A 21,248-nucleotide genomic window follows, 5' to 3' on the forward strand; every position below is an offset into this window, starting at 1 on the left:
ACAAGTTAACGAAGGGGGTGTATGTATTTCAACTAGTGGTGGTTGTCGTGATATAACTATAAATGATGGTGGTACTTGTTTGGCAGGTGGATATTCTGGCTGTCGAAAGGTTACTATTAATGATGGTGGGATTTGTCAACCAGGAGATACGGGTGTATCATGGGCATGCTCAGTAGCCACAATAAACAAAGGAGGAGTGTGTTTGGCTACCCATGGAATGGCTTGCCGCAACGCAACGGTCAACGATGGAGGAAAATGTGTAGCACTAGCAAGTGGAGGGTGTTCAGAAGATACTACTTATCATGGTACGGGTTGTTGTGAAGATTACGGCAAAGGATATTGCCCTTCTACTGCCCCGAAATGTTAATCAAAATTTAAACCTTCTGTACAACTGAATTAGAATTTTGTTATAATAATTGTACAGAAAAGGGCTGGTGGCGGAATTGGTAGACGCGACAGACTTAAAATCTGTTGGCCGCAAGGCCGTGGGGGTTCGAGTCCCCCCCTGCCCACTCTGTATTAAATCCGGCACTCCGGCAGGAGCAGATTATGTTAGAAGATCTTCAACGCACCTTAGCCAAAACCTTCGGCTGGGTATTTACCGTACATTCTACAGGCTTACGTTTTTTCTCTATTGCATTACTAATTGCCGTTTTATTCCTGTTTTTTGGATTCAAAGTTATCGGCGGCATTTTCTTATTAATTGCGTGTTTCTGTGCTTTTTTCTTCCGCATTCCTAAATGCGAAGTAGAATTTGCCGAAGACGAAATTGCTTCCCCTGCCAACGGCACCGTGCTAAGCATTAAAACAGAAGACGACCCAAACTCAGTCGTTATCCGCATTTTCTTATCTATTTTTGATGTGCACGTACAGCGTGCAACCATTACCGGAAAAGTGGGCGAAATTTTCTATCACAAAGGCCAATTCTTATTTGCCAATAATCCCAACGCCGCCACCGATAATGAACGCAATTTAATTCAATTCTTCCGCCCCAATGACGCCAGCCGTTTTGCTCATGTGGAACAAATCACCGGCGCTATTGCACGGCGCATTGAATGTTGGGTCAAACCCGGTCAAGAAATTAAAGTAGGCAATTTGATCGGCCTCATTCGCTTTGGGAGCCAAGTGGCTATTTATTTACCCAAAGATAAGGTGCGCGTGCTGGTAAAGGAAGGACAAAAAGTACAAGGCGGTAATACGGTAATTGCCTTGTGGAAATAGAGGATTTATGACTGAAGAACAAGCAAATACTGTCAACAAATTAAAACATACGGGCGCGGTCGCAGCGCCCTCTTTATTTACGCTGGGCAATTTGGCGTGTGGATTTTTTTCCATTTTAAGCGCCGCCCAAGGACACTTTGCCAAAGCCGGTTGGCTGATTTTAATTGCCGCGGTGTTTGACTTATTTGACGGCCGTGTGGCCCGCATGTTAGGCACGGAAAGCAATTTCGGTGTGGAAATGGATTCCTTAGCTGACGGCGTTTCCTTCTGCACGGCTCCGGCATGTTTGATGTATTTTTTGGTGCTACACAACTATCCCATTTGGGGTGCACCGATTGCGTGTATTTATGCCTGTTTTGGCATCTTGCGCTTGGCCAAATTTAATGTCATGGCCCAAGAAGGCAAAGGCTCTAAAAAATACTTCTCCGGCTTACCGGTACCGGCTCCGGCGGCTATTTTAGCTTCCTTTGCTATTTCTTACAGTATTATGCAAACCAATATGGGCGGCCACAATATGCGTATTGTGGAGGCTTATTTACCGTATGTGTACAATGTAGTCGCTTTGGCTATGTTAGTCATGGCTGTATTAATGGTGTCGACGGTACCGTACGCCGCTTTCAAAGCAAAACGTAACAAAAAAATGAGTGTGTGGACGATTTTATTAATCGTGTGTGTGGTAGTGATGTTAGTGCGCTTCCCGCAAAATATCGTTTTTATTGTGATGTCTGCTTATGTACTGTTTGGACTCTTGGCAGTTTTGTACAGAGCCTTCAAAGGCATCAAAATAGAAAAGTAAAAGTTTGCTCAGTTATATAAAAAACCCCGCCAAAAAGCGGGGTTTTTTATGGCAAAATTTCGCTGATTATTTTTTCTCTTTGGGTTGTTTTGGACAAGTGGCCAGTATCTCTGCCGCTGTCTTAAAGTTGATATTTACCTTTGTTTCGTTGGCTCCAAAGCTGACTAAATAGTCATACATTTCTCGGTTACAATGCAGCGCCGCTATATGAAGAGGAGTGTTGAGATCTGCCCGTTTTTGATCAGGTTTGGCACTGTGGCGCTGTTCATTAATTAACTGCTCCAGCAAATCCTCATTAAAATCCATTTGAGCCACTTTCATAGTTAATTTTAACATCGGAAAATCTTGGTTTTCTACAGCAATATGAATGGCATTTCCCCAGGAACAACGATCATATGCATGCGCCCAAAATTCATCGGCCAACATCCATGCCATTTTACGGTTCCCGTTTTTGACGGAATATAAATACGGGGTCATTCCTTTCTTGAACGAGTATACCAACCGTTTATCTTTGCGTGCCAGTTTGCGCACGTGCGTCGTGTCATTATGCTCAATAGCGTACCAAAACTCGGCCTGTTTATCCGTTGTAGTAAATGCCTTTTGCGGTGCGGCATTGACCACCGCCCCGGTTTCTACGGCAAGTAGCAATGACATCAAAATTAATGAAATCATTCTCATACTTTCAGTATAACAAAAATCAAGTCCGATGTAAAAAACAGATGCCTTCGAACGAAGGCATCTGTATAGATCTAAGGAAGGTTGCAACTTACTCCTTGGCAATCTCAATTCCTAAATCTTTGAGTTGCTGTTCATCTACCACATTGGGAGATTCCGTGAGCGGACACACCGCTTGTGTGGTCTTCGGGAAAGCAATTACTTCGCGAATGGAATCTTCCCCTACGAGTAAAGCCGTCACGCGGTCTAACCCAATGCCAATTCCGCCGTGCGGAGGCGCGCCGTATTGCAAGGCATTGAGTAGCATGCCAAAGCGCAAGGCGGCTTGTTCTTTGCTGTGTTTCATCAAAGCCAAAATGCGCTCTTGCACTTCGCGGCGGCAGTTACGCACCGAGCCGGAAGCCAATTCGTTTCCGTTGAGCACCATATCAAATTGATACGAGCGCACGGAACCGGGGTCACTTTCTAATTTGTCCAAATCTTCCTCGTGCGGGGCGGTAAACGGATTGTGCGCGGCATCCCAGCGGTCTTCTTCCGGAATATATTCCAAAAGCGGGAAATCGGTAATCCACGCAAATGCCCATTTGCACTTGGGGGTTAAATTTTTCACCAGTTCTTTGCGAAGCGCCCCCATAAAAGTTTGGCAAGTCCGCACGTTAGCGTCACTACCCACCAAGATAATGTCCCCCTCCTCAGCGGCTACAGCGCTTTGCAAGGCTGTCATTTCTTCCGGCGTGAAAAACTTAGCGGTCAGACTTTCCAATTTGCCGTCTTTGACTTTGAGCCACACGAGCCCTTTGGCACCGTTCTTTTTGGCTAAATCGGTCAATTTGTCAATCTGTCCGCGCGACATAGCCGCGCCCTTTTCTCCGCGCAAGGCATAAATAGCCCCTTTGGCCGCTAATACATCAGCAAACACCTTAAAACCCGTCTTGGCAAAAATATCGCTGACATTTTTGATTTGCAAATCATAGCGCAAATCCGGCTTGTCCGAACCATATAAATTCATGGCATCATTGTAAGGGAGTTTCGGAAACGGCGTGGTGAGTTCATAGCCGCCCACTTTGAAAAGTTCCTTCATCAGTCCTTCCACGATTTCGTGAATATCCTCAATGGTCACAAAGGACATTTCCATATCAATTTGTGTATGCTCGGGCTGACGGTCGGCACGCAAATCCTCGTCGCGGAAACATCGTGCGAGTTGGAAATAGCGATCAATTCCGCTGGCCATTAAAGTCTGCTTAAACATCTGCGGACTTTGCGGCAAAGCGTAAAATTGACCATGATGAATGCGAGACGGTACCAAATAATCGCGCGCACCTTCCGGTGTAGAGCGTGTCAGTACCGGGGTTTCAATTTCCAAAAATCCTTGACCGTCCAAATACCGCCGCGCCGCTTGGGCTACTTTGTGGCGCATGGTTAAATTGCGCACCATGACCGGATTGCGCAAATCTAAGTAGCGGTATTTCATACGCGTTTCTTCACTTGCATTGCGAGATTTTTCGATATCAAAAGGAAGCGGAACAGAAGTATTTAATAGTTTCAAATCTTCCACGACAATTTCAATTTCACCTGTCGGAATATTTTTATTGACGGCTCCTTCAATACGATGTTTAACGGTGCCGGTTACTTCTACCACATATTCGTTGCGAAGGCTAGAGGCTAGTTCAAAAAATTTGCTTTCCGGCCCTACTACAATTTGCACCAGTCCGCTGCGGTCGCGCACGTCCAAAAATAGTACGCCGCCGTGATTGCGGTAACTGTTAATCCAGCCGCAAACCGTTTGTTTGGAATCAATGTGCGAGGCGTTTAACGCACCGCAATAAGATGTTCGTTTCATACTAATTTTTTTACCTCGGTAATAACGTTTTCAAGCGGAATTTGTTTTTGCTCTCCGCTTGTTAAATCTTTGAGTGTAATTTGTTTAGCGGCCAGTTCATCTTCCCCTAAAATCAGGGCAATCGCCGCACCACAGCGATTGGCTTGTTTCATTTGCCCCTTGGCATTTTTGTCAAACAAACCACCTTCCGTGCGCACGCCGGCCGCACGCAAGTCTTGCATCAAATTGAAAGCAGTTTCATTACAGCAAGGCCCCAAAGAGACCATATACACACTTTTTTCAGTTTTAACGGGCACTTCCGCGCGGGAAGCAATCACGCGCTCTACGCCCATGGCCCAACCCACTGCCGGCGTCATAGGACCGCCCATACTTTTAATGAGTCCGTCGTAGCGACCACCCGCGGCAATCGCATTTTGTGACGTATCGCCCGCTTGAAATTCAAATACGGTGCGGCTGTAATAATCCAGTCCGCGCACGAGCATCGGGTCCACGATAAAATCAATTTTTCCCTTCAGCAAGCGTTGTACTTCGTCAAAGTGTGCCTGACATTCCGGGCAAAGTTGCATCGTCGGTACTTTACCGGCAAAACGCGGTCCGTCAATTTTGCAATCGAGTACACGCAACGGATTTTTCTCAAGGCGTGTCTGACAATTTTCGCACAAAGTGTCTTTTTCTTTAGATAAGAAATCAATCAATGCTTGACGATAGAGCGGACGACACTTATCGCACCCCAAACTGTTAATTTTAACGGAATAATTTTTGGCTCCGAAAGCCGACACAATGTCTTTGAGCATCAAAATCATTTCGGCATCTGCCGCTGGAGCGGAATTGCCGATAGATTCGGCACCGATTTGTTCAAACTCGCGGTAGCGGCCTGCTTGCGGACGTTCCGCGCGGAACATATTTCCTATATAGAAAAATTTCTGTACGGGAGCGGCTTGTGTAAAATTATTTTCTAAATACGCACGCACCACACCCGGAGTACCTTCCGGACGAATGGCCAACTGTCGGTGGCCGGCATCTTCAAAAGCGTACATTTCTTTTTGTACAATATCGGTCGTTTCGCCGGTAGATTTAATAAAAAGTTCCTTTTGCTCTACCGTTGGCAAACGTAATTCCGAAAACCCGTAGCGGTGCAACACCCCGCGGGCACAATTTTCTAGTTCGGTAAATAATGTAGATTGGGGCTCAAAAATGTCCCTAAAACCTCTGACTAATTTGCTCATATAACTTTATTTTAGCATTTTGAGCGCGTTGGTAAGTAAGTAAAATAGAGAAATTTACTTTTCAATTCTGTATATGCTATAATGAATATATTCGATTTACGGGCGTGTAGCTCAGTTTGGGAGAGCGCCTCGTTCGCAACGAGGAGGTCGTCGGTTCGATCCCGATCACGTCCAAACTTTATGACCCCGCCCAAGCGGGGTTTTTTCTAAAAAGGAAATTTTATGTCTAGCAAAATTCGTGTTACTGATGTGGGCCAATACGTCGGCCAAGAAATTACGTTAAAAGGGTGGCTGTATAACAAACGTTCCAGTGGAAAATTGCATTTCTTGCAATTGCGCGATGGTAGCGGTATTATCCAGTGCGTTATGTTCAAAGGAGAAGTATCGCCGGAATTATTCGATTTAGCAGATAAACTCACCCAAGAATCTTCTATTATTGTCACGGGTACCATTCGCGAAGATAAACGCTCTCCGCTCGGTTTTGAAATGGGCGTGAAAGATTTGCAAGTGTTGCAACTGGCCAAAGATTATCCCATTTCCCCTAAAGAACACGGACCGGAATTTTTGATGCACAACCGCCATTTATGGTTGCGCTCTGCCAAACAAAATGCCATTTTGAAAATCCGCGATGAAATTATTTTTGCCATTCGCGAATATTTACACAAAAACGGATTTGTGCTGGCAGACTCCCCCATCTTGACGCCGGCCGCCTGTGAAGGCACGAGCACCTTGTTCGAAACCGATTATTTCGGCGAAAAGGCTTTCCTCAGCCAAAGCGGTCAACTTTACGGAGAAGCCTCTGCGATGGCCTTAGGCCGCACGTATTGTTTCGGGCCGACATTCCGCGCGGAAAAATCTAAAACTCGCCGCCATTTGACGGAATTTTGGATGGTAGAGCCGGAAGTAGCCTACAATGATTTAGACGACAATATGGATTTAGCCGAAGATTTCATTAAATATATCGTAGGACAAGTACTTAAAAACCGCGCCGCGGAACTCAAAGTATTGGAACGCGATACTACCAAATTACAAGCCACTGTGGAGAAAAAATTTCCGCGCATTGATTATACAGATGCTATTGAAATTTTGCATAAAAAAGGCAATAACACCCCGTGGGGCGGCGATATTGGCGGCGATGAAGAAACCCTGCTTGGGGAAGATTATGACACCCCCATTATGATTCACCGCTATCCTACCGCCATTAAGGCCTTCTATATGAAACAAGACCCGAAAAACCCGAAAGTGGTGCTGGCGGTAGATGTGATCGGACCGGAAGGTGCAGGCGAAATTATCGGCGGTAGCCAGCGTGAAGACGATTACGATACCATGGTGCGCCGCATGAAAGAAAGCGGCCTTGATCCTGCCGGTTATGACTGGTATTTAGATTTGCGCAAATACGGCTCTGTTCCCCATTCCGGTTTCGGTATGGGTATTGAACGTATGGTGCGCTGGGTGTGCGGTTTGCAACACGTGCGCGAAACGATTCCGTTTGCCCGCATGATGGATAAAATCAGACCGTAAGATTTTGAAATCAGACACACACAAAACAGCCCCGCTTTTGGCGGGGCTGTTTTAGCTATTTTTTCTCTGTTCCGGCAGTCCTAAAATTGATAAAATATCTATATGATTATAGATGATGAAAAACTACAACGAACCTTGGAAAAAGCCGCCTCTTATACAGACGACAAGGTGACGGATATTTTACATAAAGCCAAAGAATTAAAAGGCATTTCCTTAGAAGAAGCCGCCGTACTGCTCAACGTAACCGACGGGAAACTGTTACAACAGATTTTTGATACCGCTAAATACGTCAAAGAAGCCATTTACGGCAACCGTATCGTCTTATTTGCACCGCTGTATATTTCTAATATTTGCACCAATGAATGTGTGTATTGCGCCTTCCGCCGCAGTAACAAAACGCTCAAACGCCATGCCAGCACGATGGACGAAATTCATCAGGAAGTAACCGAACTATTAAAACAAGGGCACAAACGTATTTTAATGGTCGCGGGCGAGGCCTATCCGGGTGGCGGTTTGCAATACGTGTATGACAGCATTAAAGCTATTTACGACACGACTTGGAACGGACAAAATATCCGCCGCGTCAATGTAAACATTGCCCCGCTGACGTTAGAGGAATTTGCCGAGTTAAAAAAATGCGGCATTGGCACGTTCCAAGTCTTCCAAGAAACCTATCATCAAGACACCTATAAAAAATTGCATTTGGCCGGCAAAAAAGCCGACTATCAATTCCGCCTGGACGTTATGGACCGTGCGTTGCAAGCCGGTATGAATGACGTGGGCATTGGGCCGTTACTGGGACTATATGACTATAAATATGAAATTTTAGCCACCTTGGAACACTCCTTTCATTTAGACCGCACCTACGGCGTGGGCCCACACACGATTTCCGTGCCGCGTATTGAGCCGGCAGAAGGATCTGACTTTAGTCTACATCCGCCGCATATGCCGTCTGATACTGATTTTAAAAAGATCGTGGCGGTCTTGCGTTTAGCGGTTCCGTACACAGGTATTATTATGAGTACGCGCGAAAAACCGGAAATGCGCAATGCCTGTTTGGAACTGGGCGTATCGCAAATTTCTGCCGCGTCCCGCGTCAACCCGGGCGGCTACTCGTATGACAAAGAAAACGGAAGCCAATTTACTTTAACCGACAACCGCAGTTTGGCAGAAGTCATTGATGCGGTGGTGGATGCCAAACACATGCCGTCTTTCTGTACCGGATGCTACCGTCTGGGCCGCGTCGGAAAAGATTTTATGGATATGGCTAAACCCGGACTGATTAAAAAACATTGTCTGCCCAATGCCATGTTCACGTTTGCGGAATATTTGGAAGATTTTGCCCCGGCTCCGCTTAAACAAAAGGGCTACGCGCTGATTCACAGCACCGCCCAAGAGGCCTTTGCCGAGGGAACGGCTATTCGCAAACTAATTGACGATAATTTAACTAAAATCAAAAACGGAAAAAGAGATCTGTATTTTTAGAGATATTTTTGCAAAAGATTCTCAATTCAAATTTGGAATTAAGGCAATTCATAATATATTGTCCCGTGAGAACGGGAAATGGGAATTTTGGACGTTCCAAATATTTCCCAACAGCATGAATTATTTGTACTGCCTACACCACAAACATATTTCTGATTAATCTCTGTTTCCGGGTAATCATGCGGATAACTTATAGCACAGTCCTTATATGGCCCTTTCGTAAATACCGCAGACGATGCAGCAAAACTACTAGAAACATTTACCAATAACTGACTATACTCATTATTTAATCTTGAGTCATTAGAAGAAGTAGCTCCAATACCACTTGATGTATTTTCCCCAGGAAAGTTAATATCTAGTTCAGAAAATTTTGTGGCATATTTACCATTAGCTAAAAAATACACCGTCTGCGCATCGGCTAATGCTTGAACTAAAATACGTAACTGGGCCCCTCGACTTCTCCAAATGGCTCTTTCATATTGAGGCAAGGCAATGGCTGACAAAATGCCGATAATTAACACCACTACCAGTAGTTCAATCAAAGTAAAACCGACACAACGTGTCGCCCTGAAAGCGTCTTTGTTCAGGGCCTCATCCTTATTAAGCGGTTGAGATGCTGAGCAAAAACTTCTCAGCATGACAGCTATTTTATTGTTATTTTTCATACTTTCTCTCCTTTTTTTTTGGAAAACGGACATAAAAAACGGCCGCTATGTTTGAGCCTCTTGAACTAACCCAAGCCATAACAGCCGTAATTTGTCGCTTTGAAAACGACAAACATTCAGCACAACAAAAAGGGATTATAAGTTCCTTTTCATTGTGCTTAATACGACTGTTCTTGGAGTTCAAGAGTGCCTTTAGTTTCCTAAAAGCTCTCCGTATTTTATATACGGTTCCAAAAACAGATTAAATTGTACCGGGCATATAAAGCCCTATCCTATACTTTTCCTCCTGTACTACTGTTTTATTATATCAGTTTTTCAATTTTATATGTCAACTTCTTCATACGAATTTAGTACAATATAAAAGTTAATTTTATTTTATTTCTCTGTCGGAGATTTTTAACACATGAAAACTTGGAAATTCAAACTGCCGCAACTTAACACATTAAGTATTATTTTCTCCATTATTTTACTGGTAACCGTAATGACATGGATTGTGCCCAGCGGCGCCTATGACCGCGTGCTGACAGACGGGCGCGAAGTAGTGGTGCCGGGCACCTATCACGCAGTAGCCAGCCAACCACAAGGTATTTTTGATGTGCTAAAAGCCCCTATCAATGGCTTTGAAAATACGGCACTCGTGATTGCTTTCTTGCTCATTATCGGCGGTGTACTGGCTGTGATTGAAAAAACCGGTGCCATTGCCGCCGGCATCAAGGAGGCCAGCCTGTTTTTTGGACGGAAACCGCAGTTTAAATTTCTATTTATTCCCTTAGGAATTATTTTGTTTTCGCTATGCGGGGCCACCTTTGGTATGTGTGAAGAAACGCTGATTTTTATTCCTATTTTAATTCCGCTTGCTCTTTCGCTGGGCTATGACTCTGCTATCGGCACCGCCATTCCGTTTGTGGGAGCCGGAGTGGGCTTTGCTGCGGCCTTTACCAATCCGTTTACCGTCGGTATCGCACAAGGCATTGCGCAAGTGCCGCTCTATTCCGGTTTAGGATATAGACTACTGATTTGGGTCATTTGTACCGCTGTTGTAATTACCTATTTAATGATTTATGCACACAAAATACACAAAGACCCTACCAAGAGTTTGACCTATAACTATGACCAACTCAAACGTCGGGAATTAGGTATCAACCAAGATATACAGAAAATCACTTTGCGCCAAAAATTAGTATTGTTTGTATTCGGAGCGGGTATGTTGATGCTAATTGCCGGCGTACTTAAACCGCAATTATGTGCTTTCATACAAGGTTTTACAGGCTGGGATTTGATGCAAATCTTGCATCTGAGCCAAGAAGGTTGGTACATCACTGAAATTGCCGCGTTGTTCTTGGGAATGGGCTTTTTGTCAGCCATTGTAGGAGGGCTGTCTATGACGCAATTTACGGACAGTTTCTTTGATGGTGTGCGCGGAATGGCCTCTATTGCTATTACTTTATGTTTTGCACAAGCCATTGTGCTCATTGCCCAAAACGGTCAAATTTTAGACACCTTGCTCAACTTTATGTCTAAAGGTATTTCCAAACTGCATCCTATTTGCGCTTCTTGGGCGGCCATGATGTTACAAACCGTCATTGACTTCTTTATTCCCTCCGGCTCTAGTAAAGCCGTACTCACTATGCCTATTTTGGCACCGCTAGCCGATTTAATTGGCATCACGCGCCAAACCATGGTGTTGTCTTTCCAATTGGGTGGAAGCTGGCTCAACATGATTTTCCCCACCGATCCGGTCACCATTGCGGCCATTGGCTTTGCCAATATCGCTTTCTCCAAATGGATTAAATGGCTGCTACCGCTACTGATTATCATGTATTTGCTCTCATTTGCCGCATTAGTTCCACCCTATTTTATGAACTGGCATTAAAATTAGTAAAATAAAAAGGTCCTTTAGGGGGCCTTTTTATTATATATGCTACCCAGATTAAAAATTATTTCTTATTTATCCCCTGTCGACTGGTGCGTCTTTGCGCTGATATTGCTCTGCACCGTGGCAGCCGCCCTGTATGGCAATTACCGCAAGAAACACAATCAATCGCGGGCGCTAGATTATTTGTTAATGGGACGCCAACTAACCTTACCGCTTTTTGTGGCCACGCTGGTAGCTACTTGGTACGGCGGCATTTTTGGGGTCAATGAAATCACCTTCAATTACGGCATTTATAATTTTGTTACCCAAGGTATATTTTGGTATATTGCCTATTTAATTTTTGCGTTCTTTATCGTAAACAAAATCGCAAAATATCAATCTGTTACCTTACCCGATTTGGCCCAGCAAATGTTCGGCCCCAAATCCGGTAAAGTAGCGGCCGTATTTACGTTTTTATACATGACACCGGTAGCGTATGTATTAAGTTTAGGACTGTTCTTAAATATGATTTTTGGCATTACCGTATGGCAAGGCATGATACTGGGAACTATTTTTACTTGTTTATATACGGCATGGGGCGGTTTCAAATCCGTCGTATTTTCTGATTTAGTACAGTTTTTTGTGATGTGCTTTTCTGTATTGTTGGTAGTCTTATTTTCCGTAGGAAATTTTGGCGGTATGGAATTTTTACATACACATCTCCCCCCCACGCACTTTAGTTTAACCGGCGGACAAGGGATACTCAATACATTAATTTGGGGGTTTATTGCGCTTGCCACTTTAATTGATCCCAGTTTTTACCAACGCTGTTTTGCGGCCAAAAGCCCCAGCGTGGTAAAAAAAGGCATTTTAATTTCTACGTGTATCTGGTTTTGTTTTGATTTATGCACTACTGCCGGTGCCTTGTATGCCCGCGCCTTACTACCGCAAGCACAACCCGCAGAAGCCTATTTCTTTTACGCCGTACAAATACTTCCCATCGGTCTGAAAGGTTTTTTTGTAGCAGGGATATTGGCTATTATCTTATCTACGTTAAATTCTTTTTTGTTCATCGCCGCCAATACCTTAAGTTTTGATTTACTCAAAACCCGCTTTCAAAATGTAATTCTATCCAATCGAATTGCTTTATTCTTCGTCGGCTTACTGGCCGCTTGTATGGCGCAGGTATTTCATGGCAGTTTCAAAGAGATTTGGCTTACACTGGGTTCCTATTTTTCAGCTTGCTTATTAGTACCCATTTTGGCCGGCTATTTATATCCGAAAAAAATTAGTGATAATTTATTTGTAATCAGCGCATTATCCAGCGCGGCTGTAATGACTGTATGGAAATTAGTGCCTTTAGATCCCTTTTGGCGCCAAATTGACGGATTTTATATTGGAGTATTAACGGGAATAATTATTTTACTGTTCTCCCGTACTGCGAGGAAAAAACATGTCAAAAGCTCTACTGATTTGTAATGGAGAAAAACCGGGTGTATGGCTTAAAAAATTAGCTAAGCAGGTCGATTTTATTTTGGCCGCCGACGGCGGAGCGGATGCTGCCCTGTCGGCTGGGATTATACCCGATACAGTCATCGGAGACTTGGATTCTGTTTCCCCCCGCACTAAAAAACGTCTCAAAGACATCTCCTTTATCGAAGTAAAACGCCAAGATAATACGGACTTAGAAAAAGCATTGGATTGGTTGATTGACCAGGGATTTACCCAAATAATGATTGCGGGAGCCGTAGGTGGCCGCTTAGATTTCACTATTGGGAATCTACTGCTCGTACGTCCTTATTTGAAACATGCACAAATTTGCTTTTGCGGACCGGATTGGACCGTTTATCCTAGACTTAGCGGATGTACTTTCTCCGCCCAAAAAGGTGCTCGTTTAAGCCTTATTCCGCTCTCTTACTGCCGGGGAGTTACCCTGAGTGGCTGTCGCTACGCCCTAAACCATGAAAATATCGGCCGCCAATACGTGGGGCGTACTTTATCAAATCAAGTTACGTCTTCTAAAATCTCTCTTTCTTTATCAACCGGATTTTTACTGATATACATCGAAAATACTCCACAAAAAAAGCGGATCTAAAAATCCGCTTTTTTTAGATATACATATATCCATTAATTGGGTGTCTGTGTGGTATAGATTCCCAATGTTTTACAGATTCCTTCATTCCCGGTGCAAGCCAAAGTACGTTTCTTAGTGGTAGGATCAATCACTTTATATGGGTTCCAAATTTTATAGTCCCCTCCGATGCGCTCGGCTACAACACCGCCGCAAGTAGTACCCGGAATAGGGGCATTAGTCGCTGAATTTAGGCGATAGATATAATGTTTAGCGGTAGCGGTAGTTCCCGAAACTGTGCCGGGGATCCCAATCAGCAACTTGTCAAAACTGGCCGGGCACACGCCTCTTTCTGCGGCGTAGCTATATACTGCATCATTAGCCGCCTTGATGATATTCATTGCTTCTGTGGCGCGGCTTTTTTCAATAGTCTTGGAATAATTAGGCATTGCTATCGCTGTCAAAATGCCGATAATCAAAACGACCACTAATAGTTCAATCAAAGTAAAACCTTTCTTCATATATTCTCCTTTTATAAAGTAGCAATCCGCTGTGCGGCCGCCTGTGTATTTTGCGGTGTATTAAAAGCCGTCAAACGGAAATATCCTTCTCCGGCTAAACCAAATCCGGATCCGGGCGTTCCCACTAGTTGCAGCTTCTGTAACATCATATCAAAAAATTCCCAAGAATTAAAGCCCGTCGGTGTCTTTAACCAAATATAGGGGGCATTTTCGCCGCCGTAAGCAGTTAAACCGGCTTTTTGCAATGCCTGCAATAACACTTGAGCATTGCTTAAATATCCGTCAATAACCGCTCGGGTTTGCTCTTGACCTTGGGGAGTATATACGGCCTCAGCACCGCGTTGTATGATATAGGGCACCCCGTTAAATTTGGTGCTTTGACGGCGCAACCACAAATCGTGCACATAGTGGGTATTGCCTTGTTGATCTAAAAGGACCAGCTCTTTGGGCACCACACAGTACGCACAACGTGTTCCCGTAAATCCGGCCGTTTTAGAAAAAGAGCGAAACTCCACCGCACATTTTTTAGCTCCCGGTATTTCAAAAATACTACGCGGCAAATCCGGTTGACGTACAAACGCCTCATAAGCCGAATCAAATAAAATAACCGCTTTATGCTCTGAAGCCCACTCCACCCATTTTTGCAATTGTGTACGGGTAAGTACTGAGCCCGTTGGATTATTTGGCGAGCACAAATAAACGATATCGGCGTGCTCAGCCGGTAATGCCGGCGCAAAATTATTCTCTGCCGTACAAGGTAAATAAATGATGTTTTCAAAGCCGTTGTGAGCATATTTCCCGCTACGGCCGGCCATTACATTGGTATCCAAATACACCGGATATACCGGATCCTGCAAAGCCACTCGTGCCGACCCTGCAAAAATTTCCTGAAAATTAGCCACATCGCTTTTTGCCCCGTCGCTGACAAAAATTTCCTCATCAGATATGTCCACTCCGCGGGCCCGATAATCGTGCTGTGCAATGGCTGTACGCAAAAAATCATATCCTTCATAAGGGCCATATCCGCGAAAGGTTTCCGTATGGGCCATATCCTCACACGCTTTTTTTAAGGCGTCCACTACTGCCGGCACCAACGGACCGCTTACATCTCCTATTCCCAAACTAATCACGGTTTGTTCCGGATGGGCTGCTTTGTAAGCCGCCGTACGGCGGGCCACTTCTGCAAATAGATAACTACCTTGTAAATTCAAATAATTCTCATTCAGTAATGTCATACTTTCCCCATATAAATGCCTTCAAAAACTTTAGTTGCCGGTCCGCTCATTTGCACATGGCCTTGTTCGGGCCATTTTACATGCAATGTACCGCCGTCTAACACGATATCCGCTTCCGGACGGCTTTTCCCCGTCAATACAGCCGCTACCAAGGTGGCACAAGAGCCCGTACCGCAAGCCTGCGTAATACCCGCTCCGCGTTCCCACACGCGCATACGCAAAGTATGTTCATCGATAACTTGCACGAATTCTACATTTGTTTTTCGCGGAAATAAAGGGTGCGTTTCAATCTGCGGTCCTATTTTCTCTAAAGCAATTTGTGCCATGTCCGGCACAAAAATTACAAAATGCGGATTGCCCATCGATACGGCTGTTCCGATCCATTCTTGGCCGTTTATGTTTAGTGGCACTTCTATCGCTTTTTCATCGGACGGGCCATTTACTGGTATTTCTCCGCGCGTTAAACGCGGGGCCCCCATATCTACCTGTACCCAATTTTTTGTTAAATCTGTTAATTGTGTAACAATCGGGCCGGCTAACGTATGTAGCGTAAGACGCGTACTATCCGTCCAACCCTGTTCTCGGCAAAAAAGCGGTACGCAACGCGAGGCATTACCGCACATTTCGGCTTCGCTTCCGTCGGAATTAAAAATGCGCATTTTTACATTTTCGCGGTCCATGGGCCATAACAGCACCAGTCCGTCTGCGCCAATGCCAAACCGGCGATCGCAAACGTTGCGGGCCGCGCTTGAAAAATCCGTCAGCGTATTTTCAACCGCATTGACGATCACAAAATCATTTCCTAATCCATGGTACTTGGCAAATTTCATATCAGTATTGTATAAAAAGAAAACCCGCCCCGCCAAGCATTTCCCACAAACTGCTTTCAATGAAGTAAAATATACATATGAGCGACAACATCAATCTTCCTCCTCAGCACGTGGCTATTATTATGGACGGAAACGGTCGTTGGGCCGCCGCCAAACATTTGCCGCGTAATGCCGGTCACAGAGAAGGTGCGCAAGCGGTGCGCCGCGTGATAGAAGCCGCCACCAAACTGGGGATAAAATATCTCACTTTATATGCATTTTCCACCGAAAATTGGACTCGTCCGCAAGAAGAAATTGACACATTGATGAATTTGTTGGACAAAACAATGGAGCAATATCAGTCCACCGCACAAAAACAAAATTTACGCATTTTGGTTAGCGGCCAACGCGAGCCGTTGCCGACTCATTTGCTCGCCAAAATGGACCGCTTGGTACAAAACACATCTGCTCACACGGGACTAACGGTTAATTTGGCCCTAAATTACGGAGCCCAGCAGGAAATTACGCACGCGGTAAACGCCTTGCTGGCCGAAGGAAAAACTGCCATCACGCCGCAAGATATCTCCGCGCATTTGTATCAACCACAGCTCCCCGCACCGGAACTAATTATCCGTACCTCGGGCGAGCAACGACTGTCTAATTTTTTGTTATGGCAGGCGGCCTATAGTGAGTTTTATTTTACGCCTGTCTTATGGCCGGACTTTGATGAAAAAGAGCTACAAAAGGCCCTGCAAGAATATCAGCATCGTCAGCGCCGTTTCGGCGGAATATAAGATTTGAAAATAAAAACCCTCCGGTATAACCGGAGGATTTTTATATACAAGAGGTCTCTCTTTTCTGACGTAAGAGGAGTTCTTACTCTACCACAAATTACAAATGAAAATCAATTCTACCGTCTTCTTTGGTTTTTACTTTTTGTTTGGGGCCGGTATACGTAGTGTCATTTGATTTTTTGTCCGATAAAAAGATATCCCCTAAAGTAGTGGGAGGCCCAAACCTGTTAGGGCCTTTCGTACCCGGATATAGGATGAAAAAGAGCGGCGAAATACTCAACAAAACATTCATAGCCATCACGCCTACAAACTCCCTCATAGCTGCAAAAATAAACAGAAAAGCCATAGCCGCAAAAAACCACCAAGCAGATAAATCCATATCATGAAATCTACGACATATCGCCGTATAATATACCCAAGCACATACCAGCACAATAGCGAGCACAAAAAGAAATACCAATAAACCGTTTACCATGCTAGTCATATCCGTAATAGTATTCTGCGGAATAGCAGATAGAAATTTCTCGAGCATAGCAACTACTGCACCCGTGACAATTTGCACCAACAAATATTCCAATCGACCGGCACGGCCCTTCCACAAAAATAAATGTTTCATTCTATATTCTCCGAGGTGGTAATGGTTATTTCTACTATTTTTCTTCTGTTTCGCCTTCCAACATTTTTTCTTCGGCAATAGCCGCACGTTTGCGTAAATGATGTACTAAAATTTTCTTACGCAAGCGCAAAGACGAAGGCGTAATCTCCACCAGTTCGTCAGGGGCAATATATTCCACCGCTTGCTCCAAACTCATTTGGCGCGGCGGGGTCAGCGTGTAGGATTCATCGCTTGACGAGCTACGCATATTGCTTAAATGTTTGGCTTTGCAAGGATTGACCACCAAATCATTATCGCGGGAGTTTTCCCCCACAATTTGCCCCATGTACACTTTTTCGCCGGGCCCTAAAAATAGTTCCCCGCCGTTTTCCAGTGCAAATAAGGCATAGGCAGTAGTGACGCCGTCTTCTTTGGCTACCAGTACGCCGTTGTGGCGGATAGGCGACAAATTCACTTTCGGATAATACCCGTGGAAACTGTGGTGCATAATACCTGTACCGCGGGTGCCGGTTAAAAATTCATTTTTGAAACCCAGCAAAGCGCGCGCCGGAATTAAATACTCTAAGCGCAAACGGTCTTCACCTTCGGACACCATATTTTCCAATTTGGCGGCGCGCTGGCCCACCAAAGTAAATACGGCCCCTTGATGCTCAGATTTAATATCCAACACGAGATATTCCATCGGCTCTAAAATTTGCCCGTTTTCTTCTTTATAAATCACTTCGGGTGAGGACACCGCCAGTTCAAAACCTTCGCGGCGCATATTTTCAATCAGTACCGTTAAATGTAGTTCCCCGCGGCCATATACTTTGAATTTCCCCTCGCCTTCTAATTGTTCCACTTTTAAGCCGACATTGGTTTGGGCTTCTTTTTCCAAACGGTTTTTTAGGTGGCGGCTGGTAACAAATTTACCTTCTTTGCCGGAGAACGGACTGTCATTGACCATAAAGTCCATAGACATCGTCGGCTCATCAATAGCCAGTGGCGGCAGAGCTTTGGGAAATTCCGGTTGGCACACGGTATCGCCCACATCTACCCCTTCTAATCCGGCAATGGATACGATATCGCCCGCTTGGGCCATTTCCACTTCTTTTTTGCCAAGGCCTTCATACATTTCGATTTTGACTGCCTTAGACGGAGTTTGCGTGCCGTTTTGGTGTAGTAGTACCACACTCTGTCCGCGCGTAATTTTACCGGCCAAAATACGGCCGATACCCACATGGCCGAGGAAATTATTGTAATCGAGCATGGTAACCTGCATTTGCAGCGGTTCGTTCGGCATAGCTACCGGCGCGGGCACGTGAGAAATAATAGTGTCCAACAAAGGCGCAATATCTTTGCCTTTCTCTTCCATTTTTAGGCTAGCCCAACCTTCACGGCCGGAAGCGTACAAGATAGGGAAATCGAGTTGTTCATCCGTAGCACCCAACTCCATAAACAGATTAAATACTTCGTCGACTACTTCGCTGGGGCGGATATGGTCGCGGTCCATTTTATTAATAACCACAATCGGCCGTAACCCAAGTGCTAGCGCCTTGCGCAACACAAAACGTGTTTGCGGCATAGGGCCTTCCACCGCGTCCACCATTAAAATTGCACCGTCTACCATTTTCAGCACGCGTTCCACTTCACTACCAAAATCTGCGTGTCCCGGAGTATCAACGATGTTAATGGTATGGTCTTTATATTTAACAGAGGTACACTTGGCCAAAATGGTAATACCGCGCTCACGTTCCAAGGGGTTTGAGTCTAAAACGGTTTCTTGAGCGTCATCTTCTTTAACGGTAAATTGTCCGGCTAATTTTAAAAGAGAATCTACCACAGTGGTCTTACCATGGTCTACGTGGGCAATGATAGCCACATTGCGCACATCACTACGTACATTATTCATAAAACTTCAATCTTTCCTCTCCAAATTTCCACAAAAAATAACCTCACCGCTCGGCAGGAGGTTTATTCGGCGGGGCCGCCCCGCATAGCATACTTTGTAGATATGTATATTTTATCATTTTTTCAGCCGCGCGTGCAGAAGTGCTACCCAGTAAAATAAAATTTATTATAATAAGAGCATGGAAAAACTTTTACATATCTTCGGTGGCATGGCCATTTTGTATCTCATCTATGTATTGGGCATAAAAAATTGGGATTATGCCAGCGAGGCTAAACGCCTAAAAATAAAAGAAGATATTAAACAAGAGGGGCTTTCAACCAGTTTTTATTTTATAACCCCCAAACGTTTACTGTTCTTTGAAATTTTAAGCGGCGGATTATTCATTTTTTATTGGGCCTATAAACAATGGCAATCCATGTTAAGAGGCTATAAAAATACTACCGGTAAACGTTTATTATTCGGACCTTTTTTACGCAGTCTATTTATCGCTATTTCGATGTATCAGCTCACTGCCATTCTAAACCGCACCTGCGTGTATATGCGCAAAGAACCTGCTTTCCCGCCTTTTGTGTGGGGCACGGCTTTATGGGGCGGCGCGGTGGCGGCGTGCTTGCCAATGTTAGCTAGCGGGTGGCGAGTATTGGGCGCGGCTTTTTGTCTGCTCTCGCCCTATGTATTGCAAAATCACATCAATTCTTTACCCAAAGAGCTTCCCCCCTCCCGCATTAAAGCAATGGAAATTGTTTTTCTGTTGTTTAGCTGGTGTGTATGGGGCGCGGCCGTATTTGCTTACGGCAAATATGTACTGGGGAAATAAAAAGAGAAAAATATGAAAAACAGAAAAGGTTTTACCCTTATTGAACTCTTAGTTGTGGTACTGATTATAGGCATATTGGCATCCCTGGCTTTGCCTGCTTATTTTCGTGCGGTAGAGCGGTCACGTGTTAGCGAAGCAGAATTATTAATGGGTAACGTGGTGCAGGCCCAACAGCGTTATAAAATGAAAAGAGGTTCCGGTTATGCATTAAATTGGAGAGCTTTAGATGCAGCTCCGGCAGGGGTAGCCGATGCCTCTTCGTTAAAAACAGCTTCCATTTTTTGTACAAAGGTAGCAACTCCTAGTACTACATTAGGAACCCCGAGTGCAACCTGTGGAAATGGATTTGAGGTAGAATTAATTGGCTCAAATTCTGCTCCGGATAATACTTCCGGTGTCGTAGCAACCCGTGTAAATAATGACCAATATGGAGACTATAAATTAGGACGTTATTATGACCCCCGTGAGATAGAGCATTTTGGAGCGGTGGTTTGTAATGCCGGAGAAGCGGAAACAGATCAAGCAAAATCTTTATGTATTGATTTCCAAACAGATACGGATACCTATGTAGTAGGAGTGCTTCCCTCTGCTTCCGGGACTGTTCCAGGCACAGATGACGACCCCATAGAACCTCAGGGAGGAGGAACGACTTACTCCATGTTAAGCAGTGATATGAAGGTTTCTAAATATGACAATGCTCTGTTAATGCTTAATCGGAACGCAATACTAGATTTTGTAGGAATCGATGTGACGGATGAAAATGTCACTGTTACGTGGTATGAAATGACCGGTGATACAGAAGACCCCACCAATGACATAAACAGAGGGCAGGGATTGTATTATAGCGACACAAATGGTGCGCAAATAGTTAATGCCGACAAATATTACGTTGTGATTGAGACATCCGATGGAAATTATATGATACCAGCATCTTAACAAAAGAATAGTTCACGCAAACAGGCGCGCCCGTAAAAGAGCGCGCCTTTTGTTATGAGTGTTGTATTTTTGCCGTTCCGCGCACGCGAAGCTACCCGCGTCAGCTTTTCTGATTTTTCAAATTCACAATTAATTTGCGGGATGTAGTTGCCCGCATAGGCGTAGCGCTAGGTACGTCAAGGGCAAGAGACCGCAAAGGAATGGGAATTTGGAAAATGGTTGAGCACAAAGCGACGAAACCCGATACTTTGCGTATCGGGTTTCGTGCAATAAT

Annotated in this window: 20 protein-coding genes and 2 tRNA genes; 13 read left to right on the forward strand and 9 right to left on the reverse strand. The window is 44.7% G+C overall.

Translation table 11 applies throughout. The features are described from left to right. The 4 genes from IKN49_01655 to pssA form a co-directional block, all read left to right on the forward strand. Positions 1–367 (forward strand): hypothetical protein (locus IKN49_01655; GenBank protein MBR3631761.1); only part of this gene is annotated, 367 nt, incomplete at its 5' end. A gap of 61 nt (positions 368–428) precedes the next feature. Beyond that, positions 429–512: transfer RNA gene (locus tag IKN49_01660), tRNA-Leu, on the forward strand. Positions 513–549: 37 nt separating this feature from the next. Next, positions 550–1,221 carry a phosphatidylserine decarboxylase gene (locus tag IKN49_01665; protein MBR3631762.1) on the forward strand — a complete coding sequence of 224 codons (672 nt, stop codon included), beginning with the start codon at positions 550–552 and terminating at the stop codon, positions 1,219–1,221. A gap of 7 nt (positions 1,222–1,228) precedes the next feature. Further along, positions 1,229–2,017, forward strand: a complete 789-nt coding sequence (gene pssA / locus IKN49_01670) for a CDP-diacylglycerol--serine O-phosphatidyltransferase (GenBank protein ID MBR3631763.1) — start codon at positions 1,229–1,231, stop codon at positions 2,015–2,017. A 66-nt stretch (positions 2,018–2,083) separates the two neighbouring features. Here the strand turns inward: pssA and IKN49_01675 are convergent, their stop codons facing one another. The 3 genes from IKN49_01675 to IKN49_01685 all read right to left on the reverse strand — a co-directional run bounded on the left by IKN49_01675 (position 2,084) and on the right by IKN49_01685 (position 5,758). Further along, positions 2,084–2,695 carry a hypothetical protein gene (locus tag IKN49_01675; GenBank protein MBR3631764.1) on the reverse strand — a complete coding sequence of 204 codons (612 nt, stop codon included), beginning with the start codon at positions 2,693–2,695 and terminating at the stop codon, positions 2,084–2,086. Positions 2,696–2,783: 88 nt separating this feature from the next. Continuing rightward, positions 2,784–4,532, reverse strand: a complete 1,749-nt coding sequence (gene aspS, locus IKN49_01680) for an aspartate--tRNA ligase (GenBank protein ID MBR3631765.1) — start codon at positions 4,530–4,532, stop codon at positions 2,784–2,786. Continuing rightward, the gene (locus tag IKN49_01685; GenBank protein MBR3631766.1) at positions 4,529–5,758 is read right to left on the reverse strand and encodes a histidine--tRNA ligase; all 1,230 of its coding nucleotides are present in this window, start codon (positions 5,756–5,758) and stop codon (positions 4,529–4,531) included. Before IKN49_01685 ends, aspS begins: the two co-directional genes overlap by 4 nt. Before the next feature lie 100 nt (positions 5,759–5,858). Here IKN49_01685 and IKN49_01690 point away from each other — a divergent pair. From IKN49_01690 to hydG, 3 genes are all read left to right on the forward strand, one after another. Further along, positions 5,859–5,932: transfer RNA gene (locus IKN49_01690), tRNA-Ala, on the forward strand. Between the two features lie 48 nt (positions 5,933–5,980). Next, complete coding sequence (gene asnS, locus IKN49_01695) at positions 5,981–7,279, forward strand: asparagine--tRNA ligase (protein MBR3631767.1); 1,299 nt, start codon at positions 5,981–5,983, stop codon at positions 7,277–7,279. 102 nt (positions 7,280–7,381) lie between these two features. Then, positions 7,382–8,764 (forward strand): [FeFe] hydrogenase H-cluster radical SAM maturase HydG, encoded by a 1,383-nt coding sequence (gene hydG / locus IKN49_01700; GenBank protein ID MBR3631768.1) that lies wholly within the window; start codon positions 7,382–7,384, stop codon positions 8,762–8,764. Positions 8,765–8,802: 38 nt separating this feature from the next. Here hydG and IKN49_01705 read toward each other — a convergent pair whose 3' ends face one another. Beyond that, the gene (locus tag IKN49_01705; protein ID MBR3631769.1) at positions 8,803–9,402 is read right to left on the reverse strand and encodes a prepilin-type N-terminal cleavage/methylation domain-containing protein; all 600 of its coding nucleotides are present in this window, start codon (positions 9,400–9,402) and stop codon (positions 8,803–8,805) included. A 430-nt stretch (positions 9,403–9,832) separates the two neighbouring features. Here IKN49_01705 and IKN49_01710 point away from each other — a divergent pair, with 430 nt between their 5' ends. Genes IKN49_01710 through IKN49_01720 form a run of 3 tightly spaced genes read left to right on the forward strand, consistent with a single transcriptional unit; the run spans position 9,833 to position 13,379 of the window. Beyond that, complete coding sequence (locus IKN49_01710) at positions 9,833–11,302, forward strand: YfcC family protein (GenBank protein MBR3631770.1); 1,470 nt, start codon at positions 9,833–9,835, stop codon at positions 11,300–11,302. A gap of 45 nt (positions 11,303–11,347) precedes the next feature. Next, positions 11,348–12,763, forward strand: a complete 1,416-nt coding sequence (locus tag IKN49_01715) for a sodium:solute symporter family protein (GenBank protein MBR3631771.1) — start codon at positions 11,348–11,350, stop codon at positions 12,761–12,763. Further along, complete coding sequence (locus tag IKN49_01720) at positions 12,738–13,379, forward strand: thiamine diphosphokinase (protein ID MBR3631772.1); 642 nt, start codon at positions 12,738–12,740, stop codon at positions 13,377–13,379. Before IKN49_01715 ends, IKN49_01720 begins: the two co-directional genes overlap by 26 nt. 32 nt (positions 13,380–13,411) lie before the next feature. Here the strand turns inward: IKN49_01720 and IKN49_01725 are convergent, their stop codons facing one another. From IKN49_01725 to IKN49_01735, 3 genes are read right to left on the reverse strand one after another with little or no spacing between them, the layout of a single operon-like run. Then, the gene (locus IKN49_01725) at positions 13,412–13,876 is read right to left on the reverse strand and encodes a type II secretion system protein (protein ID MBR3631773.1); all 465 of its coding nucleotides are present in this window, start codon (positions 13,874–13,876) and stop codon (positions 13,412–13,414) included. 11 nt (positions 13,877–13,887) lie between these two features. Then, the gene (locus IKN49_01730; protein ID MBR3631774.1) at positions 13,888–15,111 is read right to left on the reverse strand and encodes an LL-diaminopimelate aminotransferase; all 1,224 of its coding nucleotides are present in this window, start codon (positions 15,109–15,111) and stop codon (positions 13,888–13,890) included. Further along, entirely contained in the window at positions 15,108–15,941 is an 834-nt protein-coding gene (locus IKN49_01735; GenBank protein MBR3631775.1) for a diaminopimelate epimerase, read from the reverse strand. Before IKN49_01735 ends, IKN49_01730 begins: the two co-directional genes overlap by 4 nt. Before the next feature lie 77 nt (positions 15,942–16,018). Between IKN49_01735 and IKN49_01740 the strand changes: the two genes are divergently transcribed. Beyond that, entirely contained in the window at positions 16,019–16,714 is a 696-nt protein-coding gene (locus tag IKN49_01740) for an isoprenyl transferase (GenBank protein MBR3631776.1), read from the forward strand. 97 nt (positions 16,715–16,811) lie between these two features. Here IKN49_01740 and IKN49_01745 read toward each other — a convergent pair whose 3' ends face one another. Then, complete coding sequence (locus tag IKN49_01745; protein MBR3631777.1) at positions 16,812–17,330, reverse strand: DUF805 domain-containing protein; 519 nt, start codon at positions 17,328–17,330, stop codon at positions 16,812–16,814. 34 nt (positions 17,331–17,364) lie between these two features. After that, positions 17,365–19,221 carry a translational GTPase TypA gene (gene typA / locus IKN49_01750; GenBank protein MBR3631778.1) on the reverse strand — a complete coding sequence of 619 codons (1,857 nt, stop codon included), beginning with the start codon at positions 19,219–19,221 and terminating at the stop codon, positions 17,365–17,367. Between the two features lie 178 nt (positions 19,222–19,399). Between typA and IKN49_01755 the strand changes: the two genes are divergently transcribed. Next, on the forward strand, positions 19,400–20,038 hold the full coding sequence (locus IKN49_01755) for a hypothetical protein (GenBank protein MBR3631779.1): 639 nt from the start codon (positions 19,400–19,402) through the stop codon (positions 20,036–20,038). Positions 20,039–20,050: 12 nt separating this feature from the next. After that, entirely contained in the window at positions 20,051–20,974 is a 924-nt protein-coding gene (locus tag IKN49_01760; GenBank protein MBR3631780.1) for a prepilin-type N-terminal cleavage/methylation domain-containing protein, read from the forward strand. The last annotated feature ends 274 nt before the right edge of the window (positions 20,975–21,248 follow it).

The organism is Elusimicrobiaceae bacterium (assembly GCA_017528825.1).
Taxonomy (GTDB): Bacteria; Elusimicrobiota; Elusimicrobia; order Elusimicrobiales; family Elusimicrobiaceae; genus Avelusimicrobium.

Excerpts from the sequence above, each read along its gene's own strand:
- aspS (MBR3631765.1), bottom strand. The coding sequence starts at position 4,532 with ATGAAACGAACATCTTATTGCGGTGCGTTAAACGCCTCGCACATTGAT.
- IKN49_01715 (MBR3631771.1), top strand. The coding sequence starts at position 11,348 with ATGCTACCCAGATTAAAAATTATTTCTTATTTATCCCCTGTCGACTGG.
- IKN49_01685 (MBR3631766.1), bottom strand. The coding sequence starts at position 5,758 with ATGAGCAAATTAGTCAGAGGTTTTAGGGACATTTTTGAGCCCCAATCT.
- IKN49_01745 (MBR3631777.1), bottom strand. The coding sequence starts at position 17,330 with ATGAAACATTTATTTTTGTGGAAGGGCCGTGCCGGTCGATTGGAATAT.
- IKN49_01735 (MBR3631775.1), bottom strand. The coding sequence starts at position 15,941 with ATGAAATTTGCCAAGTACCATGGATTAGGAAATGATTTTGTGATCGTC.
- pssA (MBR3631763.1), top strand. The coding sequence starts at position 1,229 with ATGACTGAAGAACAAGCAAATACTGTCAACAAATTAAAACATACGGGC.
- IKN49_01755 (MBR3631779.1), top strand. The coding sequence starts at position 19,400 with ATGGAAAAACTTTTACATATCTTCGGTGGCATGGCCATTTTGTATCTC.
- typA (MBR3631778.1), bottom strand. The coding sequence starts at position 19,221 with ATGAATAATGTACGTAGTGATGTGCGCAATGTGGCTATCATTGCCCAC.
- IKN49_01705 (MBR3631769.1), bottom strand. The coding sequence starts at position 9,402 with ATGCTGAGAAGTTTTTGCTCAGCATCTCAACCGCTTAATAAGGATGAG.
- asnS (MBR3631767.1), top strand. The coding sequence starts at position 5,981 with ATGTCTAGCAAAATTCGTGTTACTGATGTGGGCCAATACGTCGGCCAA.
- IKN49_01675 (MBR3631764.1), bottom strand. The coding sequence starts at position 2,695 with ATGAGAATGATTTCATTAATTTTGATGTCATTGCTACTTGCCGTAGAA.
- hydG (MBR3631768.1), top strand. The coding sequence starts at position 7,382 with ATGATTATAGATGATGAAAAACTACAACGAACCTTGGAAAAAGCCGCC.
- IKN49_01740 (MBR3631776.1), top strand. The coding sequence starts at position 16,019 with ATGAGCGACAACATCAATCTTCCTCCTCAGCACGTGGCTATTATTATG.
- IKN49_01725 (MBR3631773.1), bottom strand. The coding sequence starts at position 13,876 with ATGAAGAAAGGTTTTACTTTGATTGAACTATTAGTGGTCGTTTTGATT.
- IKN49_01760 (MBR3631780.1), top strand. The coding sequence starts at position 20,051 with ATGAAAAACAGAAAAGGTTTTACCCTTATTGAACTCTTAGTTGTGGTA.
- IKN49_01720 (MBR3631772.1), top strand. The coding sequence starts at position 12,738 with ATGTCAAAAGCTCTACTGATTTGTAATGGAGAAAAACCGGGTGTATGG.
- IKN49_01730 (MBR3631774.1), bottom strand. The coding sequence starts at position 15,111 with ATGACATTACTGAATGAGAATTATTTGAATTTACAAGGTAGTTATCTA.
- IKN49_01710 (MBR3631770.1), top strand. The coding sequence starts at position 9,833 with ATGAAAACTTGGAAATTCAAACTGCCGCAACTTAACACATTAAGTATT.
- IKN49_01665 (MBR3631762.1), top strand. The coding sequence starts at position 550 with ATGTTAGAAGATCTTCAACGCACCTTAGCCAAAACCTTCGGCTGGGTA.